Below are 18086 nucleotides of genomic sequence, written 5' to 3' on the forward strand. Positions count from 1 at the left end.
GTAATGCGGTGCGGCCCGCCGTCGACGGCGCGATAGGCTCGGAGGACGATTTCCCGAGTACCCGAAGACGAGCAGAGAGCGGTGCGCAGTGACCGGTGGAGAGGTTGCCGGGATTCTGGTGGCCGTCTTCTGGGCGATCTTGGTCTCCTTCCTCGCCGTGGTGCTGGTGAGGCTGGCCCAGACGCTCAGGGCGACCACCGAACTCGTGGCGGACGTGACCGAACAGGCCGTGCCCCTGCTGGCCGACGCCTCGGCGACGGTCCGCTCCGCGCAGACCCAGCTCGAACGGGTGGACGCCATCGCGACGGACGTCCAGGAGGTCACCTCCAACGCCTCCGCGCTCTCCACGACGGTCGCCTCCACCTTCGGCGGCCCGCTGGTCAAGGTCGCCGCGTTCGGATACGGCGTCCGCCGCGCCATGAGCCGCAAGGACGACGACAAGCCGGCCAAGCCGTCGCGCCGCGCCGTGATCGTCGGCCGTACCGTGCCGGGTGCCCGGCGCAAGGACCGGAAGGGCTGAGGCATGTTCCGCCGCACGTTCTGGTTCACCGCCGGCGCGGCAGCCGGTGTGTGGGCCACCACCAAGGTCAACCGCAAGCTCAAGCAGCTGACCCCGGAGAGCCTCGCCGCGCAGGCCGCGAACAAGGCGGTCGACGCCGGCCACCGGCTCAAGGACTTCGCCCTCGACGTCAGGTCGGGAATGGTCCGGCGCGAGGACGAACTCGCCGAGGTACTGGGGCTGCGCACGCCCGTCGACCCCGGGCTCCCCGCGCAGCGGGGCAAGTCGGCGATCGGGCGGGGCGAGCCCGCGCAGATCACCTACCTGCACAGCAAGACGTCACACCACAAGCCTGGTCGGCACGACAGGCACTCGAACACCGAGCCCTCGCACGGCGAAGAGCCGTACGACGAGCACACGTACAACCGGAATGAGGACCACTGATGGAGTCGGCTGAAATCCGCCGCCGCTGGCTGAGCTTCTTCGAGGAGCGCGGGCACACCGTCGTCCCTTCGGCGTCGGTCATCGCGGACGACCCGACTCTGCTCCTCGTTCCCGCGGGCATGGTCCCCTTCAAGCCGTACTTCCTGGGTGAGGTCAAGCCGCCCGCCCCGCGCGTGACCAGCGTGCAGAAGTGCGTGCGCACGCCGGACATCGAAGAGGTCGGCAAGACCACCCGGCACGGCACGTTCTTCCAGATGTGCGGCAACTTCTCCTTCGGCGACTACTTCAAGGAAGGCGCCATCAAGTACGCCTGGGAGCTGCTCACCAGCCCCCAGGACAAGGGCGGTTACGGCCTCGATCCGGAGAAGCTCTGGATCACCGTCTACCTGGACGACGACGAGGCGGAGCGGATCTGGCGCGAGGAGGTCGGCGTCCCGGCCGAGCGCATCCAGCGCCTGGGCAAGGCCGACAACTACTGGTCCATGGGCGTCCCCGGCCCCTGCGGCCCGTGCTCCGAGATCAACTACGACCGCGGTCCGGAGTTCGGCGAAGAGGGCGGCCCCGCCGTCAACGACGAGCGCTACGTGGAGATCTGGAACCTGGTCTTCATGCAGTACGAGCGCGGCGCCGGCGAGGGCAAGGAGGACTTCCCGATCCTCGGCGACCTGCCCAGCAAGAACATCGACACCGGTCTCGGTCTCGAGCGCCTCGCCATGATCCTGCAGGGCGTGCAGAACATGTACGAGACCGACACCCTGCGCGTCGTCATGGACAAGGCCACCGAGCTGACCGGCGTCCGCTACGGCGCCGACCACGGCTCCGACGTCTCCCTGCGCGTGGTCGCCGACCACATCCGCACGTCCACGATGCTCATCGGCGACGGCGTCACCCCCGGCAACGAGGGCCGCGGCTATGTGCTGCGCCGCATCATGCGCCGCGCCATCCGCAACATGCGCCTCATGGGCGCCACCGGCCCGGTCGTCAAGGACCTCGTCGACGTCGTGGTCGACACCATGGGGCAGCAGTACCCGGAACTGATCACCGACCGCAAGCGGATCGAGACCGTCGCCCTCGCCGAGGAGGCCGCGTTCCTCAAGGCCATCAAGGGCGGCACCAACATCCTCGACACCGCCGTCACCGAGACCAAGGCCAAGGGCGGCACCGTCCTCTCCGGCGACAAGGCGTTCCTGCTCCACGACACCTGGGGCTTCCCGATCGACCTCACCCTCGAGATGGCCGCCGAGCAGGGCCTGTCCGTGGACGAGGACGGCTTCCGCCGCCTGATGAAGGAGCAGCGGGACCGGGCCAAGGCCGACGCCAGGGCCAAGAAGACCGGCCACGCCAACCTCTCCGCCTACCGCGAGGTCGCCGACGCCTCCGGCAACACCGAGTTCACCGGCTACACCTCCACCGAGGGCGAGTCCACCGTCGTCGGCCTGCTGGTCGACGGCGTCTCCTCCCCGGCCGCCTCCGAGGGCGACGAGGTCGAGGTCGTCCTCGACCGCACCCCGTTCTACGCCGAGGGCGGCGGCCAGCTCGCCGACCAGGGCCGGATCAGGCTCCACTCGGGCGCCGTGATCCAGGTCCGCGACGTGCAGCAGCCCGTCCCGGGCGTCAGCGTCCACAAGGGCGTCGTCCAGGTCGGCGAGGTCACCGTCGGCGCCTCCGCGTACGCCGCCATCGACGTACGCCGCCGCCGGGCCATCGCCCGCGCCCACAGCGCCACCCACCTCACCCACCAGGCGCTGCGCGACGCCCTCGGGCCGACGGCCGCCCAGGCCGGCTCGGAGAACTCCCCGGGCCGCTTCCGCTTCGACTTCGGTTCGCCGAACGCCGTCCCCGGCACGGTCCTCACCGATGTCGAGCAGCAGATCAACGAGATCCTCGCCCGCGAACTCGACGTGCACGCCGAGGTCATGGGGATCGACGAGGCCCGCAAGCAGGGCGCGATCGCCGAGTTCGGCGAGAAGTACGGCGAGCGGGTGCGCGTCGTGACCATCGGCGACTTCTCCAAGGAGCTGTGCGGCGGCACGCACGTCCACAACACCGCCCAGCTGGGCCTGGTGAAGCTGCTCGGCGAGTCGTCCATCGGCTCCGGCGTCCGCCGTGTCGAGGCCCTCGTCGGTGTCGACGCGTACAACTTCCTCGCCAAGGAGCACACGGTCGTCGCCCAGCTCCAGGAGCTGGTCAAGGGCCGCTCGGAGGAGCTGCCGGAGAAGATCGCCGCCATGCTCGGCAAGCTGAAGGACGCCGAGAAGGAGATCGAGAAGTTCCGGGCGGAGAAGGTGCTCGGCGCCGCCGCGGGTCTCGCCCAGGGCGCCAAGGACGTCCGCGGCGTCGCCCTGGTCACGGGCACCGTCCCGGACGGCACGTCCGCCGACGACCTGCGCAAGCTGGTCCTCGACGTCCGTGGCCGGCTGGATCAATTGTCGGGGGCCGGCGACCGCCCGGCCGTGGTGGCCGTCTTCACCACGGCCAACGGCCGCCCGCTCACCGTCATCGCCACCAACGAGGCCGCCCGCGAGCGCGGCCTCAAGGCCGGCGACCTGGTCCGCACCGCCGCCAAGACCCTCGGCGGCGGCGGAGGCGGCAAGCCGGACGTCGCCCAGGGCGGCGGCCAGAACCCGGACGCCATCGGCGACGCCGTGGCCGCCGTCGAGCGCCTCGTGACCGAGACCGCGTGACCGAGGACAGGCCGCAGATGCGCCGCGGACGCCGACTCGCGATCGACGTCGGGGACGCCCGGATCGGGGTCGCCTCGTGCGACCCCGACGGGCTCCTCGCCACCCCGGTGGAGACCGTGCCGGGACGCGATGTCCCGGCCGCGCACCGGCGGCTGCGCCAACTGGTCGAGGAGTACGAGCCGATCGAGATCGTGGTCGGCCTGCCCCGCTCGCTCAGCGGACGGGAAGGGCCGGCGGCGAAGAAGATCCGCGGCTTCGCCCGTACGCTCGCCCAGGGCGTCAAACCGGTGCCGGTGCGACTGGTCGACGAGAGGATGACCACAGTGACGGCCACTCAGGGGCTGCGCGCTTCGGGCGTGAAGTCCAAAAAGGGCCGGTCCTTCATCGACCAGGCTGCCGCTGTGGTGATCCTTCAGAACGCTCTGGAGTCCGAACGGGCGTCAGGCACTGCCCCGGGAGAGGGCGTCGAACCGATTGTCTGATCGCGATACGGTAACGTTCCGCGCGATGCGGCGGTGTTCGAACAGCCGCCGCACAGAGAAGAGGCGGATCGTTTCGCGCCGTCTCGCGGCCCTAGGGGATCGATGACTGAGTATGGCCGGGGCCCCGGCTCCGAACCGTGGCGTCCCGAGGACCCCTACTACGGGGACCAGGGATGGGGAGGACAGCAGCCCACGGCCGGTCACTCTCAGTACGGCGACCATGACGAGCAGCAGTACCCGCAACAGGGGCAGCAGCAGGACGCCTACACGCAGGAGCAGTACGCGCAGGGCCAGTACACCCAGGACCAGTACGCGCAGGAGCAGTACGGCGACCAGCAGCAGTACGGGGACCAGCAGGGCGGCCGGCAGTACGGAAGCCGGCAGCAGCCCGGCCAGCAGCAGTACCAGGACCCGTACCAGCAGCCCGGGGGCCAGCAGCAGTACCAGGACCCGTACCAGCAGCAGCAGTACAACGGCGGCTGGGAGACCGGGCAGCAGCAGGCGGTGCCCTACGGCGACGATCCGTCGGCCACGTACGGCGGCCAGCCGGCCGGCTACGCCCCGCAGCAGCAGGGCGACTACTACGGCACGCCCGAGGCGTACCCGCCGCCGCGGCCCCCGGGCCGGCGCCGGGCCGAGCAGGAACCGGCCACCGACTGGGAGGCCGAGGCCCAGAAGGAGGAGACCCACCCCTTCTTCACCGGCAACGACGACGACGCCGACGACGACGGCCGTGACGACCACGACGACGACTCCCGCGACCCGCGAGGGGGCGGCGGCGGCCGTGACCGCCGCGGCAAGGGGAAGACCAAGAAGAAGGGCGGCCGCAACGGCGTCGCCTGCCTGGTGGTCGCCACGGTCCTGCTGGGCGGCCTCGGGGCCGTCGGCTACTACGGGTACACGTTTCTCCAGGACCAGTTCGGCGAGCCCGAGGACTTCCAGGGCACCGGCATCGCCACCACCGTCGAGCTGACGATCCCGAAGGGCGCCACCGGCAGCGAGATCGGCAACATCCTCAAGAGGAACGGTGTGGTCAAGAGCGTCGACGCCTTCGTGTCCGCCCAGACCAAGAATCCCAAGGGTGGCAGCATCCAGGACGGCGTCTACCTCCTGAAGAAGGAGCAGTCCGCGAAGAGCGCGGTCGAGTCGATGCTGGACCCGGCCAGCCACAACAACCTGATCATTGCCGAGGGCCGGCGGAACGCGAAGGTCTACGAGCAGATCGACAAGCGCCTCGGCCTCAAGGCGGGCACCACCGAGAAGGTCGCGGAGGAGAAGGCGGACAGCCTCGGCCTGCCCGACTGGGCCAAGAACCACAAGGACGTCAAGGACCCCCTCGAAGGCTTCCTCTTCCCCGCCGCGTACCCGGTCTCCAAAGCCGACAAGCCCGAGTCGGTCCTCAAGAAGATGGTCACCCGCGCCAACGCGGAGTACGAGAAGGCCGGTCTCGAGTCCAAGGCCGAGGGCCTCGGCCTCGAGAGCCCCTGGGAACTGCTCACCCTCGCCAGCCTGGTGCAGGTCGAGGGCAAGACGCACGAGGACTTCCGCAAGATGTCCGAAGTCATCTACAACCGTCTCAAGCCCTCCAACACCGAGACGAACCAACTGCTGCAGTTCGACTCGGCGTTCAACTACCTCAAGGGCCAGAGCGAGATCGACATCTCAGAGGACGAGATCAACAGCAATCAGGACCCGTACAACACGTACACCCAGCAGGGCCTGACACCGGGACCGATCAGCAACCCGGGCAACGAGGCGCTGACCGCCGCCCTCAACCCGACGGACGACGGCTGGCTGTACTTCGTGGCGACGGACGGCATGAACAAGACCGAGTTCGCGAAGACGCTCGCCGAGCACCAGAAGCTGGTGGACAAGTTCAACGACTCGCGGGGCAACTGATGTCGTCTTCCCGTCGTCGCGCGGCGGTCCTCGGATCGCCCATCGCGCACTCCCTCTCCCCGGTGCTGCACCGCGCCGCCTACGCCGCGCTCGGCCTGACCGACTGGTCCTACGACCGGTTCGAGGTCGACGAGGCCGCGCTGCCCGGGTTCGTCGCCGGGCTGGACGCGACCTGGGCCGGACTGTCGCTGACCATGCCGCTGAAGCGGGCGATCATCCCGCTGCTCGACGGAATCAGCGACACCGCGGCCTCCGTCGAGGCCGTCAACACGGTGGTGTTCACCGAGGACGGCCGCCGACTGGGTGACAACACCGACATCCCCGGGATGGTGGCGGCGCTGCGCGAGCGCGGCGTCGAGAAGGTGGACTCCGCCGCCGTTCTTGGAGCCGGCGCGACCGCCTCCTCCGCACTCGCCGCTCTCGCCCGTGTCTGCACCGGTCCCGTCACCGCGTACGTGCGCAGCGAGGCCCGGGCCGCCGAGATGCGCGGCTGGGGAGAGCGCCTCGGGGTCGACGTGCGCACCGCGGACTGGTCGGACGCGGCCCACGCCCTGCACGCCCCGCTGGTGATCGCCACGACGCCCGCCGGCACGACGGACGCCCTCGCGGCCGACGTGCCTGCCACTCCGGGCACCCTCTTCGACGTGCTGTACGACCCCTGGCCGACGGCCCTGGCCGCCGCCTGGTCCGGCAACGGCGGCGGGGTCGTGGGCGGACTCGACCTCCTCGTCCACCAGGCGGTGTTCCAGGTCGAGCAGATGACGGGTTGCTCTCCCGCGCCGCTGCACGAGATGCGGGCCGCGGGCGAACACGCGCTCGCTTCTCGCTAGGCTCTTCCCCTGGTTCCGGCCGAACACTGGGGGAGAGCAGTCATGGAAACCGGTCAGCCGCAGGCGTCGATCCTGAAGAACGTCTTCGAAGGAGTCATCCAGTTCCTGCCGGACTGGCTGGAGATCCCGCTGCTGTGCCTGCTCCTCGCGGTGGTCCTGTTCGGCTGGGTGCAGTCGATCCGGGGCAGGATCGCCCGGCGCCGTGCCGCCCGGTCCCCGCAGCCCGTCCCCCCCGCCGCCGGCCGGTCGGGGGAGCGGCGCCGACCACCTCGGGCCGTACGCTCCCGCCGCCGCCCCGCCCGTCCCGCACACGCCCAGCGGGGCCGACTTCCTCGGCGCGTACGCCCCTCAGCAGCGCCGGGACGGCGACTGACCGGATCGCACAGGCCGTCCGCCTGCTGGACCGGCGGCCGAATGGCGGCCCCGGACGTGGGAGGATCGGATCAGGCGGGCCAGGGCCGCGCACCCGGTCGCGCCGTCGCAGTTCGAGGCGCGAGCATGAGGAGCACCGTTGAGCAGGTTGCGTTGGCTGACCGCGGGCGAGTCGCACGGACCCGCACTGGTGGCGACGCTGGAGGGTCTTCCCGCCGGTGTGCCGATCACGACCGACATGGTGGCGGACCATCTCGCCCGACGGCGCCTCGGCTACGGGCGCGGGGCCCGGATGAAGTTCGAGCGTGACGAGGTCACCTTCATCGGCGGAGTGCGCCACGGACTGACCATGGGCTCGCCGGTGGCCGTCATGGTCGGCAACACCGAGTGGCCGAAGTGGGAAAAGGTCATGGCGGCCGACCCCGTCGACCCCGACGAGCTGGCCCAGCTGGCCCGTAACGCGCCGCTGACCCGGCCCCGGCCCGGCCACGCCGACCTCGCCGGCATGCAGAAGTACGCGCTGGACGAGGCCCGCCCGATCCTCGAGCGCGCGAGCGCCCGGGAGACCGCCGCGAGGGTCGCGCTCGGCGCGGTGGCCCGGTCGTACCTGAAGGAGACGACGGGCATCGAGATCGTCTCCCACGTGGTGGAGCTGGCCAAGGCCAGGGCCCCGTACGGGGTGCTCCCCGTCCCCGCCGACGAGGAGCGCCTCGACGCCGACCCGGTGCGCTGCCTCGACGCCGACGCCAGCAAGGCGATGGTCGCCGAGATCGACCAGGCCCACAAGGACGGCGACACCCTCGGCGGTGTGGTCGAGGTCCTGGCGTACAACGTGCCCGTCGGCCTCGGCTCGCACGTGCACTGGGACCGCAGGCTCGACGCGCGCCTCGCGGCCGCGCTCATGGGCATCCAGGCCATCAAGGGCGTCGAGGTCGGCGACGGCTTCGAGCTGGCCCGCGTGCCCGGCTCCCAGGCGCACGACGAGATCGTCTCCACCGACGAGGGCATCCGCCGCACCACCGGCCGCTCCGGCGGCACGGAGGGCGGCATGTCCACCGGTGAACTGCTGCGCGTCCGCGCCGCGATGAAGCCGATCGCGACCGTGCCGCGCGCGTTGAAGACCATCGACGTCGAGACGGGCGAGGCCGCGGCGGCCCACCACCAGCGTTCCGACGTCTGCGCCGTGCCCGCCGCGGGCATCGTGGCGGAGGCCATGGTGGCCCTCGTCCTCGCGGACGCGGTCGCCGAGAAGTTCGGCGGCGACAGCGTCACCGAGACCCGCCGCAACGTCCGCGCGTACCTCGACAACCTCCACATCCGGTGAGCGCCCCCCAGATCGTCCTGATCGGGCCGATGGGCTCGGGCAAGTCCACGGTCGGCGAGTTGCTCGCCGACCGGCTGGGCGTGGCCTACCGGGACACCGACGCCGACATCGTCGCCGCCGAAGGACGCGAGATCTCGGACATCTTCGTCGAGGACGGCGAGGACCACTTCCGCGCCCTCGAACGCGCGGCCGTGCGCAAGGCCGTCGCCGAGCACACGGGCGTGCTCGCCCTCGGCGGCGGCGCGATCCTCGACGACGGGACGCGCGAACTGCTCGCCGGCCTGCCCGTCGCCTACCTGTCGATGGACGTGGAGGAGGCGGTGAAGCGCGTCGGCCTCAACACCGCCAGGCCGCTGCTCGCCGTGAACCCGCGCCGCCAGTGGCGCGAGCTGATGGACGCACGCCGCCACCTCTACACCGAAGTGGCCCGCGTGGTCGTGGCAACCGACGACCGCACCCCCCAAGAGGTCGCGCAGGCGGTCCTCGACGCACTGGAGCTGAAGGACGCATGACTGAGCAGGCAATGACCCGTATCCAGGTCGGCGGCACGGCCGGCTCCGACCCGTACGAGGTGCTGGTCGGCCGGCAGCTGCTCGGCGAACTGCCGGGCCTGATCGGTACGCGCGCCCGGCGGGTGGCCGTCATCCACCCGGAGGCGCTCGCGGAGACGGGCGAGGCGCTGCGGGCCGACATCGCGGACCAGGGATACGAGGCCGTCGCGATCCAGGTGCCGAACGCGGAGGAGGCCAAGACCGCGGAGGTCGCCGCCTACTGCTGGAAGGCCCTCGGCCAGACCGGTTTCACCCGCACCGACGTCATCGTCGGCGTCGGCGGCGGCGCGACGACCGACCTCGCGGGCTTCGTCGCGGCGACCTGGCTGCGCGGCGTGCGCTGGATCGCCGTGCCCACCACCGTGCTCGCCATGGTCGACGCGGCCGTCGGCGGCAAGACCGGCATCAACACCGCGGAGGGCAAGAACCTCGTCGGCGCGTTCCACCCGCCGGCCGGTGTGCTGTGCGACCTGGCCGCGCTGGACTCGCTGCCCGTCAACGACTACGTCAGCGGCATGGCGGAGATCATCAAGGCCGGCTTCATCGCCGACCCGGTCATCCTCGACCTCGTCGAGGCCGACCCGCAGGGCGCGCGTACGCCCGCGGGGCCGCACACCGCCGAGCTGATCGTGCGCTCCATCCAGGTCAAGGCCGACGTCGTCTCCAGCGACCTCAAGGAGGCCGGCCTCCGCGAGATCCTCAACTACGGGCACACCCTCGCCCACGCCATCGAGAAGAACGAGCGCTACAAGTGGCGGCACGGCGCCGCCGTCTCCGTCGGCATGGTCTTCGCCGCCGAACTCGGCCGCTTGGCCGGGCGGTTGGACGATGCCACCGCCGACCGGCACCGCAGCGTCCTCGAATCCGTGGGTCTGCCGCTCACCTACCGCGGCGACCAGTGGCCCAAGCTGCTGGAGACCATGAAGGTCGACAAGAAGTCCCGCGGCAACGTGCTGCGCTTCATCGTCCTCGACGGCCTCGGCAAGCCGACCGTGCTGGAGGGCCCCGACCCGGCGGTCCTGCTCGCTGCCTACGGGGAGGTCTCGGCGTGAGCCGCCGGGTCCTGGTGCTCAACGGGCCGAACCTCGGCCGCCTCGGCTCCCGCGAGCCCGACGTCTACGGCGCGACCTCCTACGCCGGCCTGGTCGACACCTGCCAGGCCCTCGGCAAGGAGCTCGGCTTCGACGTGGACGTGCGGGAGACGAACGACGAGGGCGAGATGATCCGCTGGCTCCACGAAGCGGCGGACGCCTCACTTCCGGTCGTTCTCAACCCCGGCGCCTTCACGCACTATTCGTACGGAATGCGCGACGCCGCCGCCCAGCGGACGGCCCCGCTCATCGAGGTCCACATCTCCAACCCGTACACCCGCGAGGCCTTCCGCCACACCTCGGTCGTCGCGGCGGTGGCCAGCGGCACGGTCGCCGGCTTCGGCATCGGCTCCTACCGGCTCGCGCTGCGCGCGCTCGCGGAGGAACTCGGCGGCTGACGTGCCGTCCGGTGCCGTCCGGTGCCGTGCCGCCTGCGCACAGGGCACTTCACGCCGTTCCCGGCCGTTGACGCTACGGCGGCCGGGCCGGCGGCACGTCCGAACGGCATCAGGAAGGTACCGTTCGGTAGCACGACGGCCTCCGGCCGTTCGATTCGATCCAACGTCAGTCGCACGAGACGGAGTGGCACCGGATGCAGCACGCAGTGGGGGCTCCGCTGCCGCCGCCCCACGGACCGGGGCAGGGACCGGCCGGATGGATGCACAGCGCACAGCACCCGGGCCACGGCCCGGCACTGCCCCCGCCGCCCCCCGGGGGACCGCCCGCGCCGGGCTGGGCGGGGCCGGCGCAGCCCGCCCGTGAGTCGACCGGCCACATCCAGCTCCCACCCGGCGGGCCCGTCCCCATACCCGCGCCGCCCCCGGCGGACAGCGGCACCGGCGCGGCCATGCTGGCCGTACTCCTCATCGGACCGGCCGGCGCGGGCAAGACCACGGTGGCCCGCCACTGGGCCAACACCCGCCGGGTGCCCACGGCGCACATCAGCCTCGACGACGTACGGGAATGGGTCTGTTCCGGCTTCGCCGACCCCCAGTCGGGCTGGAACGACAACTCCGAGGCCCAGTACCGTCTCGCCCGCCGCACCTGCGGCTTCGCCGCCCGGAACTTCCTGGCGAACGGCATCTCCTGCATCCTCGACGACGCGGTCTTCCCCGACCGCCCCGCCGTCGGCCTCGGCGGCTGGAAGCGCCACGTCGGCCCCGGCCTGCTGCCCGTGGTCCTTCTGCCGGGCCTCGAGATCGTCCTCGAACGCAACGCGGAGCGGAGCGGCAACCGGCGTCTGTCCGACGAGGAGGTCGCCGGGATCCACGGGCGGATGGCGGGCTGGTACGGGTCGGGCCTGCCGATCATCGACAACTCCAAGTACGACGTCGAGACGACGGCGCGTGTCCTGGACGACGTCCTGGCCCGCGCGATCGCCAGCCCCCCGACCTGGTAGCGGGCCGGAGTCCCCCCACCCCGCCCCTCCCCGAAACCGCGGCAAGCCCCGGACCCGGTACCGCGCTCCGCGCGGTGGCCTCAATCGCCGGCCGGGCTGGATGCGCCAGGCGACTTCAGCCTCGCCGGCGTTTGAGGCGCGGGGTTCGGGGCGGCGCCCTGACAGGACCGGCACGCTTCCGGCCCTGCCGGGTGCTCGAGCCGCCGGACCCGGCACGGGACTGGGCCATCCAGCCCCGCCGGCGTTTGAGGCGCGGGGGCACGGGGGCGGCACCCCCGGGTGGCGCCCCCCGGGTGGAACAGTCCGACGCACGGACCCGCTCGGCCGTGTCACCGGGCCCCCGGCCCCCCGCACTCGTACGCTCGGAGAATGTCTGAGGTGTATGGGGCCCGTCGCGGCCGGCTGCGGGACCGGTGTGCCGCGACCGGCAGCACGGCAGCCCTGATCTCCCGGCCCGCCAACGTCCGCTATCTCGCGGGCGGCGCCCCGCCCGGCGCCGTACTGCTCCTCGCCCCCGGCGACGACGTGCTGCTCTGTCCACGCACGTCCGCCGCCCCCGCCGGCGCCGACGGCCGCCCGGACGACGGGCTGCGCCTCGTCGCCCTGCCGACCTCCGCCGGCGACGCCGCCGTCGCGGCCGCGGAGCTGGCCCGCACGGACGGCGTGGAGTCCCTCGCCGTCGAGGAGCACCATCTGACGGTCACCAGACACCGAGCGCTCCGTTCCGTCGCGCCCCGGCTGCGCCTCGCGGATCTCGGGCTCGCGGTCGAGCAGCAGCGGATCGTCAAGGACGAGGACGAGATCGCCTGCCTGCGCATCGCGGCGGAGATCACCGACCAGGCGCTGGGCGAGCTGCTCGAGTCCATCCTCGTGGGCCGCACCGAGCGGCATCTCGCCCTCGAGCTGGAGCGCCGGCTCGTCGACCACGGCGCCGACGGCCCCGCGTTCCCGACCTCCGTCGCCACCGGCCCGAACTCGGGCCTCGTGGGTCACCGCCCGGGCGACCGCCGGGTCGAGGAGGGAGATTTCCTCTCCGTGAGCCTCGGCGCGAACTACCGCGGCTACCGCTGCGAGATCGGCCGTACCTTTGTGATCGGCACCTCCCCGGCGGACTGGCAGATCGAGCTCTACGATCTCGTCTTCGCCGCTCAGCGGGCCGGCCGGGAGTCCCTGCTGCCCGGTACCGCGTACCGCGAGGTCGACCACGCGGCCCGGCAGATCCTGGACGCCGCGGGCCACGGGGAGGACCTCGCGCCGCGCACCGGCCACGGTGTCGGACTCGAAATCGACGAGGACCCGCAGCTCGCCCCTGCGGCCATGGGTAAACTGGACGCTTGTGTGCCGGTCACCGTCGAACCGGGGGTCCACCTCCCGGGCCGGGGCGGGGTCCGGATCGATGACACGCTCGTCGTGCGCCAGGAGGCGGACGGCGGACCCGAGCTACTCACCATCACGACCAAGGAGCTGCTCGCGCTGTAGCGGAGCTGCGGTGTGAACGCCTTGGTCGTCCACCCAGCGTCAGTCCAGGAGATTCCGCAACCGTGGCTTCCACGAACGACCTCAAGAACGGCATGGTGCTCAAGCTCGACGGAGGCCAGCTCTGGTCCGTCGTCGAGTTCCAGCACGTCAAGCCCGGCAAGGGCCCGGCCTTCGTGCGCACCAAGCTCAAGAACGTGCTCTCCGGCAAGGTCGTCGACAAGACCTTCAACGCCGGCGTGAAGGTCGAGACGGCCACCGTCGACCGGCGCGACATGCAGTTCTCCTACATGGACGGCGAGTACTTCGTCTTCATGGACATGCAGACGTACGACCAGCTGATGGTCGACCGCAAGCAGGTCGGAGACACCGCGAACTTCCTCATCGAGGGCTTCACCGCCAGCGTCGCCCAGCACGAGGGCGAGGTGCTCTACGTGGAGCTCCCGGCCGCCGTCGAGCTCACGATCCAGCACACCGACCCCGGTGTGCAGGGCGACCGTTCCACCGGTGGCTCCAAGCCCGCCACCCTGGAGACCGGCTACGAGATCCAGGTCCCGCTCTTCATCACGACGGGCGAGAAGATCAAGGTCGACACCCGTTCCGGCGACTACCTCGGCAGGGTGAACAGCTAACCGTGGCTGCCCGTAACAAGGCCCGCAAGCGTGCCTTCCAGATCCTCTTCGAGGCCGACCAGCGCGGGGCGACCGTGCAGAGGGTCCTCGCGGACTGGGTCCGGCACGCCCGTACCGACGAGCGGCAGCCGCCGGTCGCCGAGTACACGATGGACCTCGTCGAGGGGTACGCCCAGTACGCGGACCGTATCGACGATCTCATCGCCACCTACGCCGTCGGCTGGACGATCGACCGCATGCCGGTCGTCGACCGGAACATCCTCCGGCTCGGGGCCTACGAGCTCGTCTGGATGGACGAGACTCCGGACGCGGTCGTCATCGACGAGGCGGTACAGCTCGCCAAGGAGTTCTCCACGGACGAGTCCCCGGCGTTCGTGAACGGCATGCTCGGCCGTTTCAAGGACCTCAAGCCGAGCCTGCGCCGCGACTGACGCGACGCCGTCCCGGTTTCGACGGGCCCGGTCCGGAAGACGCACTGTCTTCCGGACCGGGCCCGTCGCGTTCGCCCGCTCACATCCCGGCGCCTCCCCGCGCTTGGCATGTCCGGGCACCGGTGGCACGACGGAGGGCGGGACCGGTGCGAACCGGTCCCGCCCTCCGCGGCGTGACGTTTTTTCAGTTCAGGCGTACAGCCAGGCGTCAGCCCTCGTCATGCGCCACCGCGCGACGCGCGTCCGCGTCCAGCACGCCCCAGCTGATGAGCTGCTCGGTCAGGACCGACGGCGACTGGTCGTAGATCACGGCGAGCGTGCGCAGGTCGTCCTGGCGGATCGACAGCACCTTGCCGTTGTAGTCGCCGCGCTGCGACTGGATCGTCGCCGCGTACCGCTGGAGGGGGCCGGCCTTCTCCTGGGGGACGTGCGCCAGGCGCTCCAGGTCCAGGACGAGCTTCGGCGGCGGCTCTGCGGCCCCGCCCGGCGTCGTGCCCGGGAGCAGCTCCTGGACCGGGACGCCGTAGAAGTCCGCCAGCTCGGCGAGGCGCTGCACGGTCACGGCGCGGTCGCCGCGCTCGTACGAGCCGACCACCACGGCCTTCCAGCGGCCCTGGGACTTCTCTTCCACGCCATGGAGGGACAGTCCCTGCTGGGTGCGGATGGCGCGGAGCTTGGCCCCGAGCTGCTTTGCGTATTCGCTGGACATATAGCTCCCCGGACGCTGTGACAACGTGCGGCTCCGCCGCGCGACTGGTAACTCACTGTGAGGTTACGCAGCGTGACTTGGATGAGTCAAGCCGAATGGTCCGGACCGGTTTCGGCCGGCGGCCGGTGGACCCGGATCAGTACACCCATCAAGCCCTGGTAACGTGGACGGCGCAATTCCGACGTCCTTTAAGGTCCGTCCCGTGAGGCGGAGAAGGAGGTCCTTTTTCATGGACGCTTCCAGCAGTTCCGATGCCGCCCGGCCCGTTCTCGAGGGCCCCGACATCGCGCGGGTACTGACCCGTATCGCCCACGAGATCGTCGAGCGCGCCAAGGGCGCCGACGACGTGGTTCTCCTCGGCATCCCCACCCGCGGCGTCTACCTGGCCCGCCGGCTGGCCGAAAAGCTCGAGACCATCACCGGCCGGAACATCCCGGTCGGCTCGCTCGACATCACCATGTACCGGGACGACCTGCGGCTCAAGCCCGCCCGCGCGCTGGCCCGCACCGAGATCCCCGGCGACGGCATCGACGGCCGTCTCGTCGTCCTCGTCGACGACGTCCTCTTCTCCGGCCGCACCATCCGGGCCGCCCTCGACGCCCTCGGCGACCTCGGCCGCCCCCGGGCCGTGCAGCTCGCCGTCCTGGTCGACCGGGGCCACCGCGAGCTGCCCATCCGCGCCGACTACGTCGGCAAGAACCTCCCCACGTCCCTGCGCGAGACGGTCAAGGTCCTGCTCGACGAGGAGGACGGTCGCGACACCGTGCTGCTCGGCGAGCGGCGCGAGATGGGGGTCCCCCCGGCCGAAGGCCGGGGGAGAGAGGCCGCTCCGGCCGGCGAGCGGTAGCTCCCGTACGTCCCACCCCTTCGTACGGCGTGCCCCTCCGTGCGCCCGCATGTCTCGAAAACCTCCACAGACCTGGAGAAACCCCCCGATGATGCGCCACCTCATCTCGGCCGCCGATCTCACGCGCGACGAAGCCGTCCTCATCCTCGACACCGCGGAGGAAATGGCCCGGGTCGCCGACCGGCCGATCAAGAAGCTGCCCGCCCTGCGCGGCCGTACCGTCTGCAACCTCTTCTTCGAGGACTCCACCCGGACCCGGATCTCCTTCGAGGCGGCGGAGAAGCGGCTCTCCGCCGACGTCATCAACTTCGCGGCCAAGGGCTCGAGCGTCTCCAAGGGCGAGTCCCTGAAGGACACCGCGCAGACGCTGGAGGCGATGGGCGTCGACGCCGTCGTCATCCGGCACGGCGCGTCCGGCGCCCCCTACCGCCTCGCCAACTCCGGCTGGATCGACGCCCCCGTCATCAACGCCGGCGACGGCACCCACCAGCACCCCACCCAGGCTCTGCTCGACGCCTTCACCATGCGCCGCCGCCTCGTCGGCAGGGACGCCGGCCTCGGCCAGGACCTGGCGGGCCGGCGCATCACGATCGTCGGCGACATCCTGCACAGCCGGGTCGCCCGCTCCAACGTCGACCTGCTGCACACCCTCGGCGCCGAGGTCACCCTCGTCGCCCCGCCGACCCTGGTGCCGGTCGGCGTGGAGACCTGGCCCTGCCACGTCTCGTACGACCTGGACTCCACCCTGACCAAGTCCGACGCCGTGATGATGCTGCGCGTCCAGCGCGAGCGGATGAACGCCGCCTTCTTCCCGACCGAGCGCGAGTACTCGCGGCGCTACGGCCTGGACGGCGAGCGGATGGCGAGGATGCCGGAGCACGCGATCGTGATGCACCCCGGCCCGATGGTCCGCGGCATGGAGATCACCGCGGACGTCGCCGACTCCGACCGCTGCACGGTCATCGAGCAGGTCGCCAACGGCGTCTCCATCCGCATGGCCGTGCTGTACCTGCTGCTCGGCGGCGCTGTGTTCGCTTCATCGAATGTGTCCGACGTCCCCACCACCACCCGCACCGAGGAGAAGTAAGAACATGAGCAAGATCCTGATCCGCGGTGCGAAGGTGCTCGGTGGCGAGGTCCAGGACGTCCTGATCGACGGCGCGACCATCGCGCAGACCGGCACCGGGCTGTCCGTGGAGGACGCCCGTCGTGCCGGAGACGCGTCCGAGATCCGCGTCATCGAGGCCGAGGGGCAGATCCTGCTGCCGGGCCTCGTGGACCTGCACACCCATCTGCGCGAGCCCGGCCGCGAGGACTCGGAGACCGTCCTCACCGGCACCCGCGCCGCCGCGAGCGGCGGCTTCACGGCCGTGTTCGCCATGGCCAACACCTTCCCCGTCGCCGACACCGCCGGCGTGGTCGAGCAGGTCTACCGGCTCGGCAAGGAGTCCGGCTACTGCGACGTGCAGCCCATCGGCGCCGTCACCGTGGGCCTCGAGGGCAAGAAGCTCGCCGAACTCGGCGCCATGCACGACTCCGCGGCCGGCGTCACCGTCTTCTCCGACGACGGCAAGTGCGTCGACGACGCGGTGATGATGCGCCGGGCGCTGGAGTACGTGAAGGCGTTCGGCGGCGTCGTCGCCCAGCACGCGCAGGAGCCGCGGCTCACCGAGGGCGCCCAGATGAACGAGGGCGTCGTCTCCGCCGAGCTGGGACTCGGCGGCTGGCCCGCCGTCGCCGAGGAGTCGATCATCGCCCGCGACGTGCTGCTCGCCGAGCACGTCGGCTCGCGCGTCCACATCTGCCACCTCTCCACCGCCGGCTCCGTCGAGATCGTCCGCTGGGCCAAGTCCCGCGGCATCGACGTCACCGCCGAGGTCACCCCGCACCACCTGCTGCTGACCGACGAGCTGGTCCGCTCCTACAACCCGGTCTACAAGGTCAACCCGCCGCTGCGCACCGAGCGGGACGTCATGGCGCTGCGTGAGGCCCTGGCCGACGGCACGATCGACATCGTCGCCACCGACCACGCCCCGCACCCGCACGAGGACAAGGACTGCGAGTGGGCCGCGGCCGCCATGGGCATGGTCGGCCTGGAGACCGCGCTCTCCGTCGTCCAGCAGACGATGGTCGAGACGGGACTGCTCGACTGGGCGGGCGTCGCCGACCGGATGTCCTTCAAGCCCGCGCGGATCGGACAGGCCAGGGGCCACGGCCGGCCCGTCTCGGCTGGTGAGCCCGCGAACCTCACTCTGGTCGATCCGGCATACCGTGGCCCGGTGGACCCCGCGGGCTTCGCCTCCCGCAGCCGTAACACCCCCTACGAGGGCCGTGAGCTGCCGGGACGCGTCACTCACACCTTCCTGCGGGGCCGGGCGACGCTCGTGGACGGGAAGCTGGCGTGACACCTGTACTG

18 protein-coding genes are annotated in these 18086 nt (G+C 71.3%); 17 read left to right on the plus strand and 1 reads right to left on the minus strand.

Annotated features, from left to right (window positions below):
- Window positions 1-88: 88 nt before the first annotated feature.
- The 14 genes from ACFYOP_RS30325 (at window position 89) to nusB (ending at window position 14114) form a co-directional block, all read left to right on the plus strand.
- Entirely contained in the window at window positions 89-520 is a 432-nt protein-coding gene (locus ACFYOP_RS30325) for a DUF948 domain-containing protein (RefSeq protein WP_356898276.1), read from the plus strand.
- Window positions 521-523: 3 nt separating this feature from the next.
- Window positions 524-943, plus strand: a complete 420-nt coding sequence (locus ACFYOP_RS30330) for a hypothetical protein (RefSeq protein ID WP_356898277.1) — start codon at window positions 524-526, stop codon at window positions 941-943.
- Entirely contained in the window at window positions 943-3627 is a 2685-nt protein-coding gene (gene alaS, locus ACFYOP_RS30335) for an alanine--tRNA ligase (RefSeq protein WP_356898278.1), read from the plus strand. The genes ACFYOP_RS30330 and alaS overlap by 1 nt, the downstream gene beginning before the upstream one ends.
- 17 nt (window positions 3628-3644) lie before the next feature.
- Window positions 3645-4109, plus strand: coding sequence for a Holliday junction resolvase RuvX (gene ruvX, locus ACFYOP_RS30340; RefSeq protein WP_356898336.1), 465 nt, complete (start codon window positions 3645-3647; stop codon window positions 4107-4109).
- 102 nt (window positions 4110-4211) lie between these two features.
- Window positions 4212-6008, plus strand: a complete 1797-nt coding sequence (mltG, locus tag ACFYOP_RS30345) for an endolytic transglycosylase MltG (protein WP_356898279.1) — start codon at window positions 4212-4214, stop codon at window positions 6006-6008.
- Window positions 6008-6838, plus strand: coding sequence for a shikimate dehydrogenase (locus ACFYOP_RS30350; protein WP_356898280.1), 831 nt, complete (start codon window positions 6008-6010; stop codon window positions 6836-6838). Before mltG ends, ACFYOP_RS30350 begins: the two co-directional genes overlap by 1 nt.
- A 511-nt stretch (window positions 6839-7349) precedes the next feature.
- The gene (gene aroC, locus ACFYOP_RS30355; RefSeq protein ID WP_356898281.1) at window positions 7350-8534 is read left to right on the plus strand and encodes a chorismate synthase; all 1185 of its coding nucleotides are present in this window, start codon (window positions 7350-7352) and stop codon (window positions 8532-8534) included.
- Window positions 8535-8563: 29 nt separating this feature from the next.
- Window positions 8564-9046: a shikimate kinase gene (locus ACFYOP_RS30360; RefSeq protein WP_356898337.1), complete on the plus strand. Its 483-nt coding sequence runs from the start codon at window positions 8564-8566 to the stop codon at window positions 9044-9046.
- The gene (gene aroB / locus ACFYOP_RS30365) at window positions 9043-10137 is read left to right on the plus strand and encodes a 3-dehydroquinate synthase (protein WP_356898282.1); all 1095 of its coding nucleotides are present in this window, start codon (window positions 9043-9045) and stop codon (window positions 10135-10137) included. The genes ACFYOP_RS30360 and aroB overlap by 4 nt, the downstream gene beginning before the upstream one ends.
- Window positions 10134-10574 carry a type II 3-dehydroquinate dehydratase gene (locus ACFYOP_RS30370; protein ID WP_356898283.1) on the plus strand — a complete coding sequence of 147 codons (441 nt, stop codon included), beginning with the start codon at window positions 10134-10136 and terminating at the stop codon, window positions 10572-10574. Before aroB ends, ACFYOP_RS30370 begins: the two co-directional genes overlap by 4 nt.
- A 194-nt stretch (window positions 10575-10768) precedes the next feature.
- Complete coding sequence (locus ACFYOP_RS30375; protein WP_356898284.1) at window positions 10769-11575, plus strand: Pro-rich N-terminal domain-containing protein; 807 nt, start codon at window positions 10769-10771, stop codon at window positions 11573-11575.
- 369 nt (window positions 11576-11944) lie between these two features.
- On the plus strand, window positions 11945-13054 hold the full coding sequence (locus tag ACFYOP_RS30380; RefSeq protein WP_356898285.1) for an aminopeptidase P family protein: 1110 nt from the start codon (window positions 11945-11947) through the stop codon (window positions 13052-13054).
- 62 nt (window positions 13055-13116) lie between these two features.
- Window positions 13117-13683 carry an elongation factor P gene (gene efp / locus ACFYOP_RS30385; protein WP_356898286.1) on the plus strand — a complete coding sequence of 189 codons (567 nt, stop codon included), beginning with the start codon at window positions 13117-13119 and terminating at the stop codon, window positions 13681-13683.
- Between the two features lie 2 nt (window positions 13684-13685).
- Window positions 13686-14114, plus strand: coding sequence for a transcription antitermination factor NusB (gene nusB / locus ACFYOP_RS30390; protein WP_356898287.1), 429 nt, complete (start codon window positions 13686-13688; stop codon window positions 14112-14114).
- Window positions 14115-14322: 208 nt separating this feature from the next.
- Here the strand turns inward: nusB and bldD are convergent, their stop codons facing one another.
- Entirely contained in the window at window positions 14323-14823 is a 501-nt protein-coding gene (gene bldD, locus ACFYOP_RS30395) for a transcriptional regulator BldD (RefSeq protein WP_023542978.1), read from the minus strand.
- Window positions 14824-15052: 229 nt separating this feature from the next.
- On the opposite strand from bldD, the gene pyrR reads away from it, so the two are divergent.
- The 3 genes from pyrR to ACFYOP_RS30410 all read left to right on the plus strand — a co-directional run bounded on the left by pyrR (window position 15053) and on the right by ACFYOP_RS30410 (window position 18075).
- A complete protein-coding gene (gene pyrR, locus ACFYOP_RS30400; RefSeq protein ID WP_356898288.1) occupies window positions 15053-15670 on the plus strand; it encodes a bifunctional pyr operon transcriptional regulator/uracil phosphoribosyltransferase PyrR in 618 nt (205 codons plus the stop codon).
- Between the two features lie 88 nt (window positions 15671-15758).
- Complete coding sequence (locus ACFYOP_RS30405; RefSeq protein WP_356898289.1) at window positions 15759-16757, plus strand: aspartate carbamoyltransferase catalytic subunit; 999 nt, start codon at window positions 15759-15761, stop codon at window positions 16755-16757.
- 4 nt (window positions 16758-16761) lie between these two features.
- Window positions 16762-18075 (plus strand): dihydroorotase, encoded by a 1314-nt coding sequence (locus tag ACFYOP_RS30410; RefSeq protein ID WP_356898290.1) that lies wholly within the window; start codon window positions 16762-16764, stop codon window positions 18073-18075.
- Window positions 18076-18086: the final 11 nt, after the last annotated feature.

Source organism: Streptomyces sp. NPDC006294, from assembly GCF_042870895.1.
Classification (GTDB): domain Bacteria; phylum Actinomycetota; class Actinomycetes; order Streptomycetales; family Streptomycetaceae; genus Streptomyces.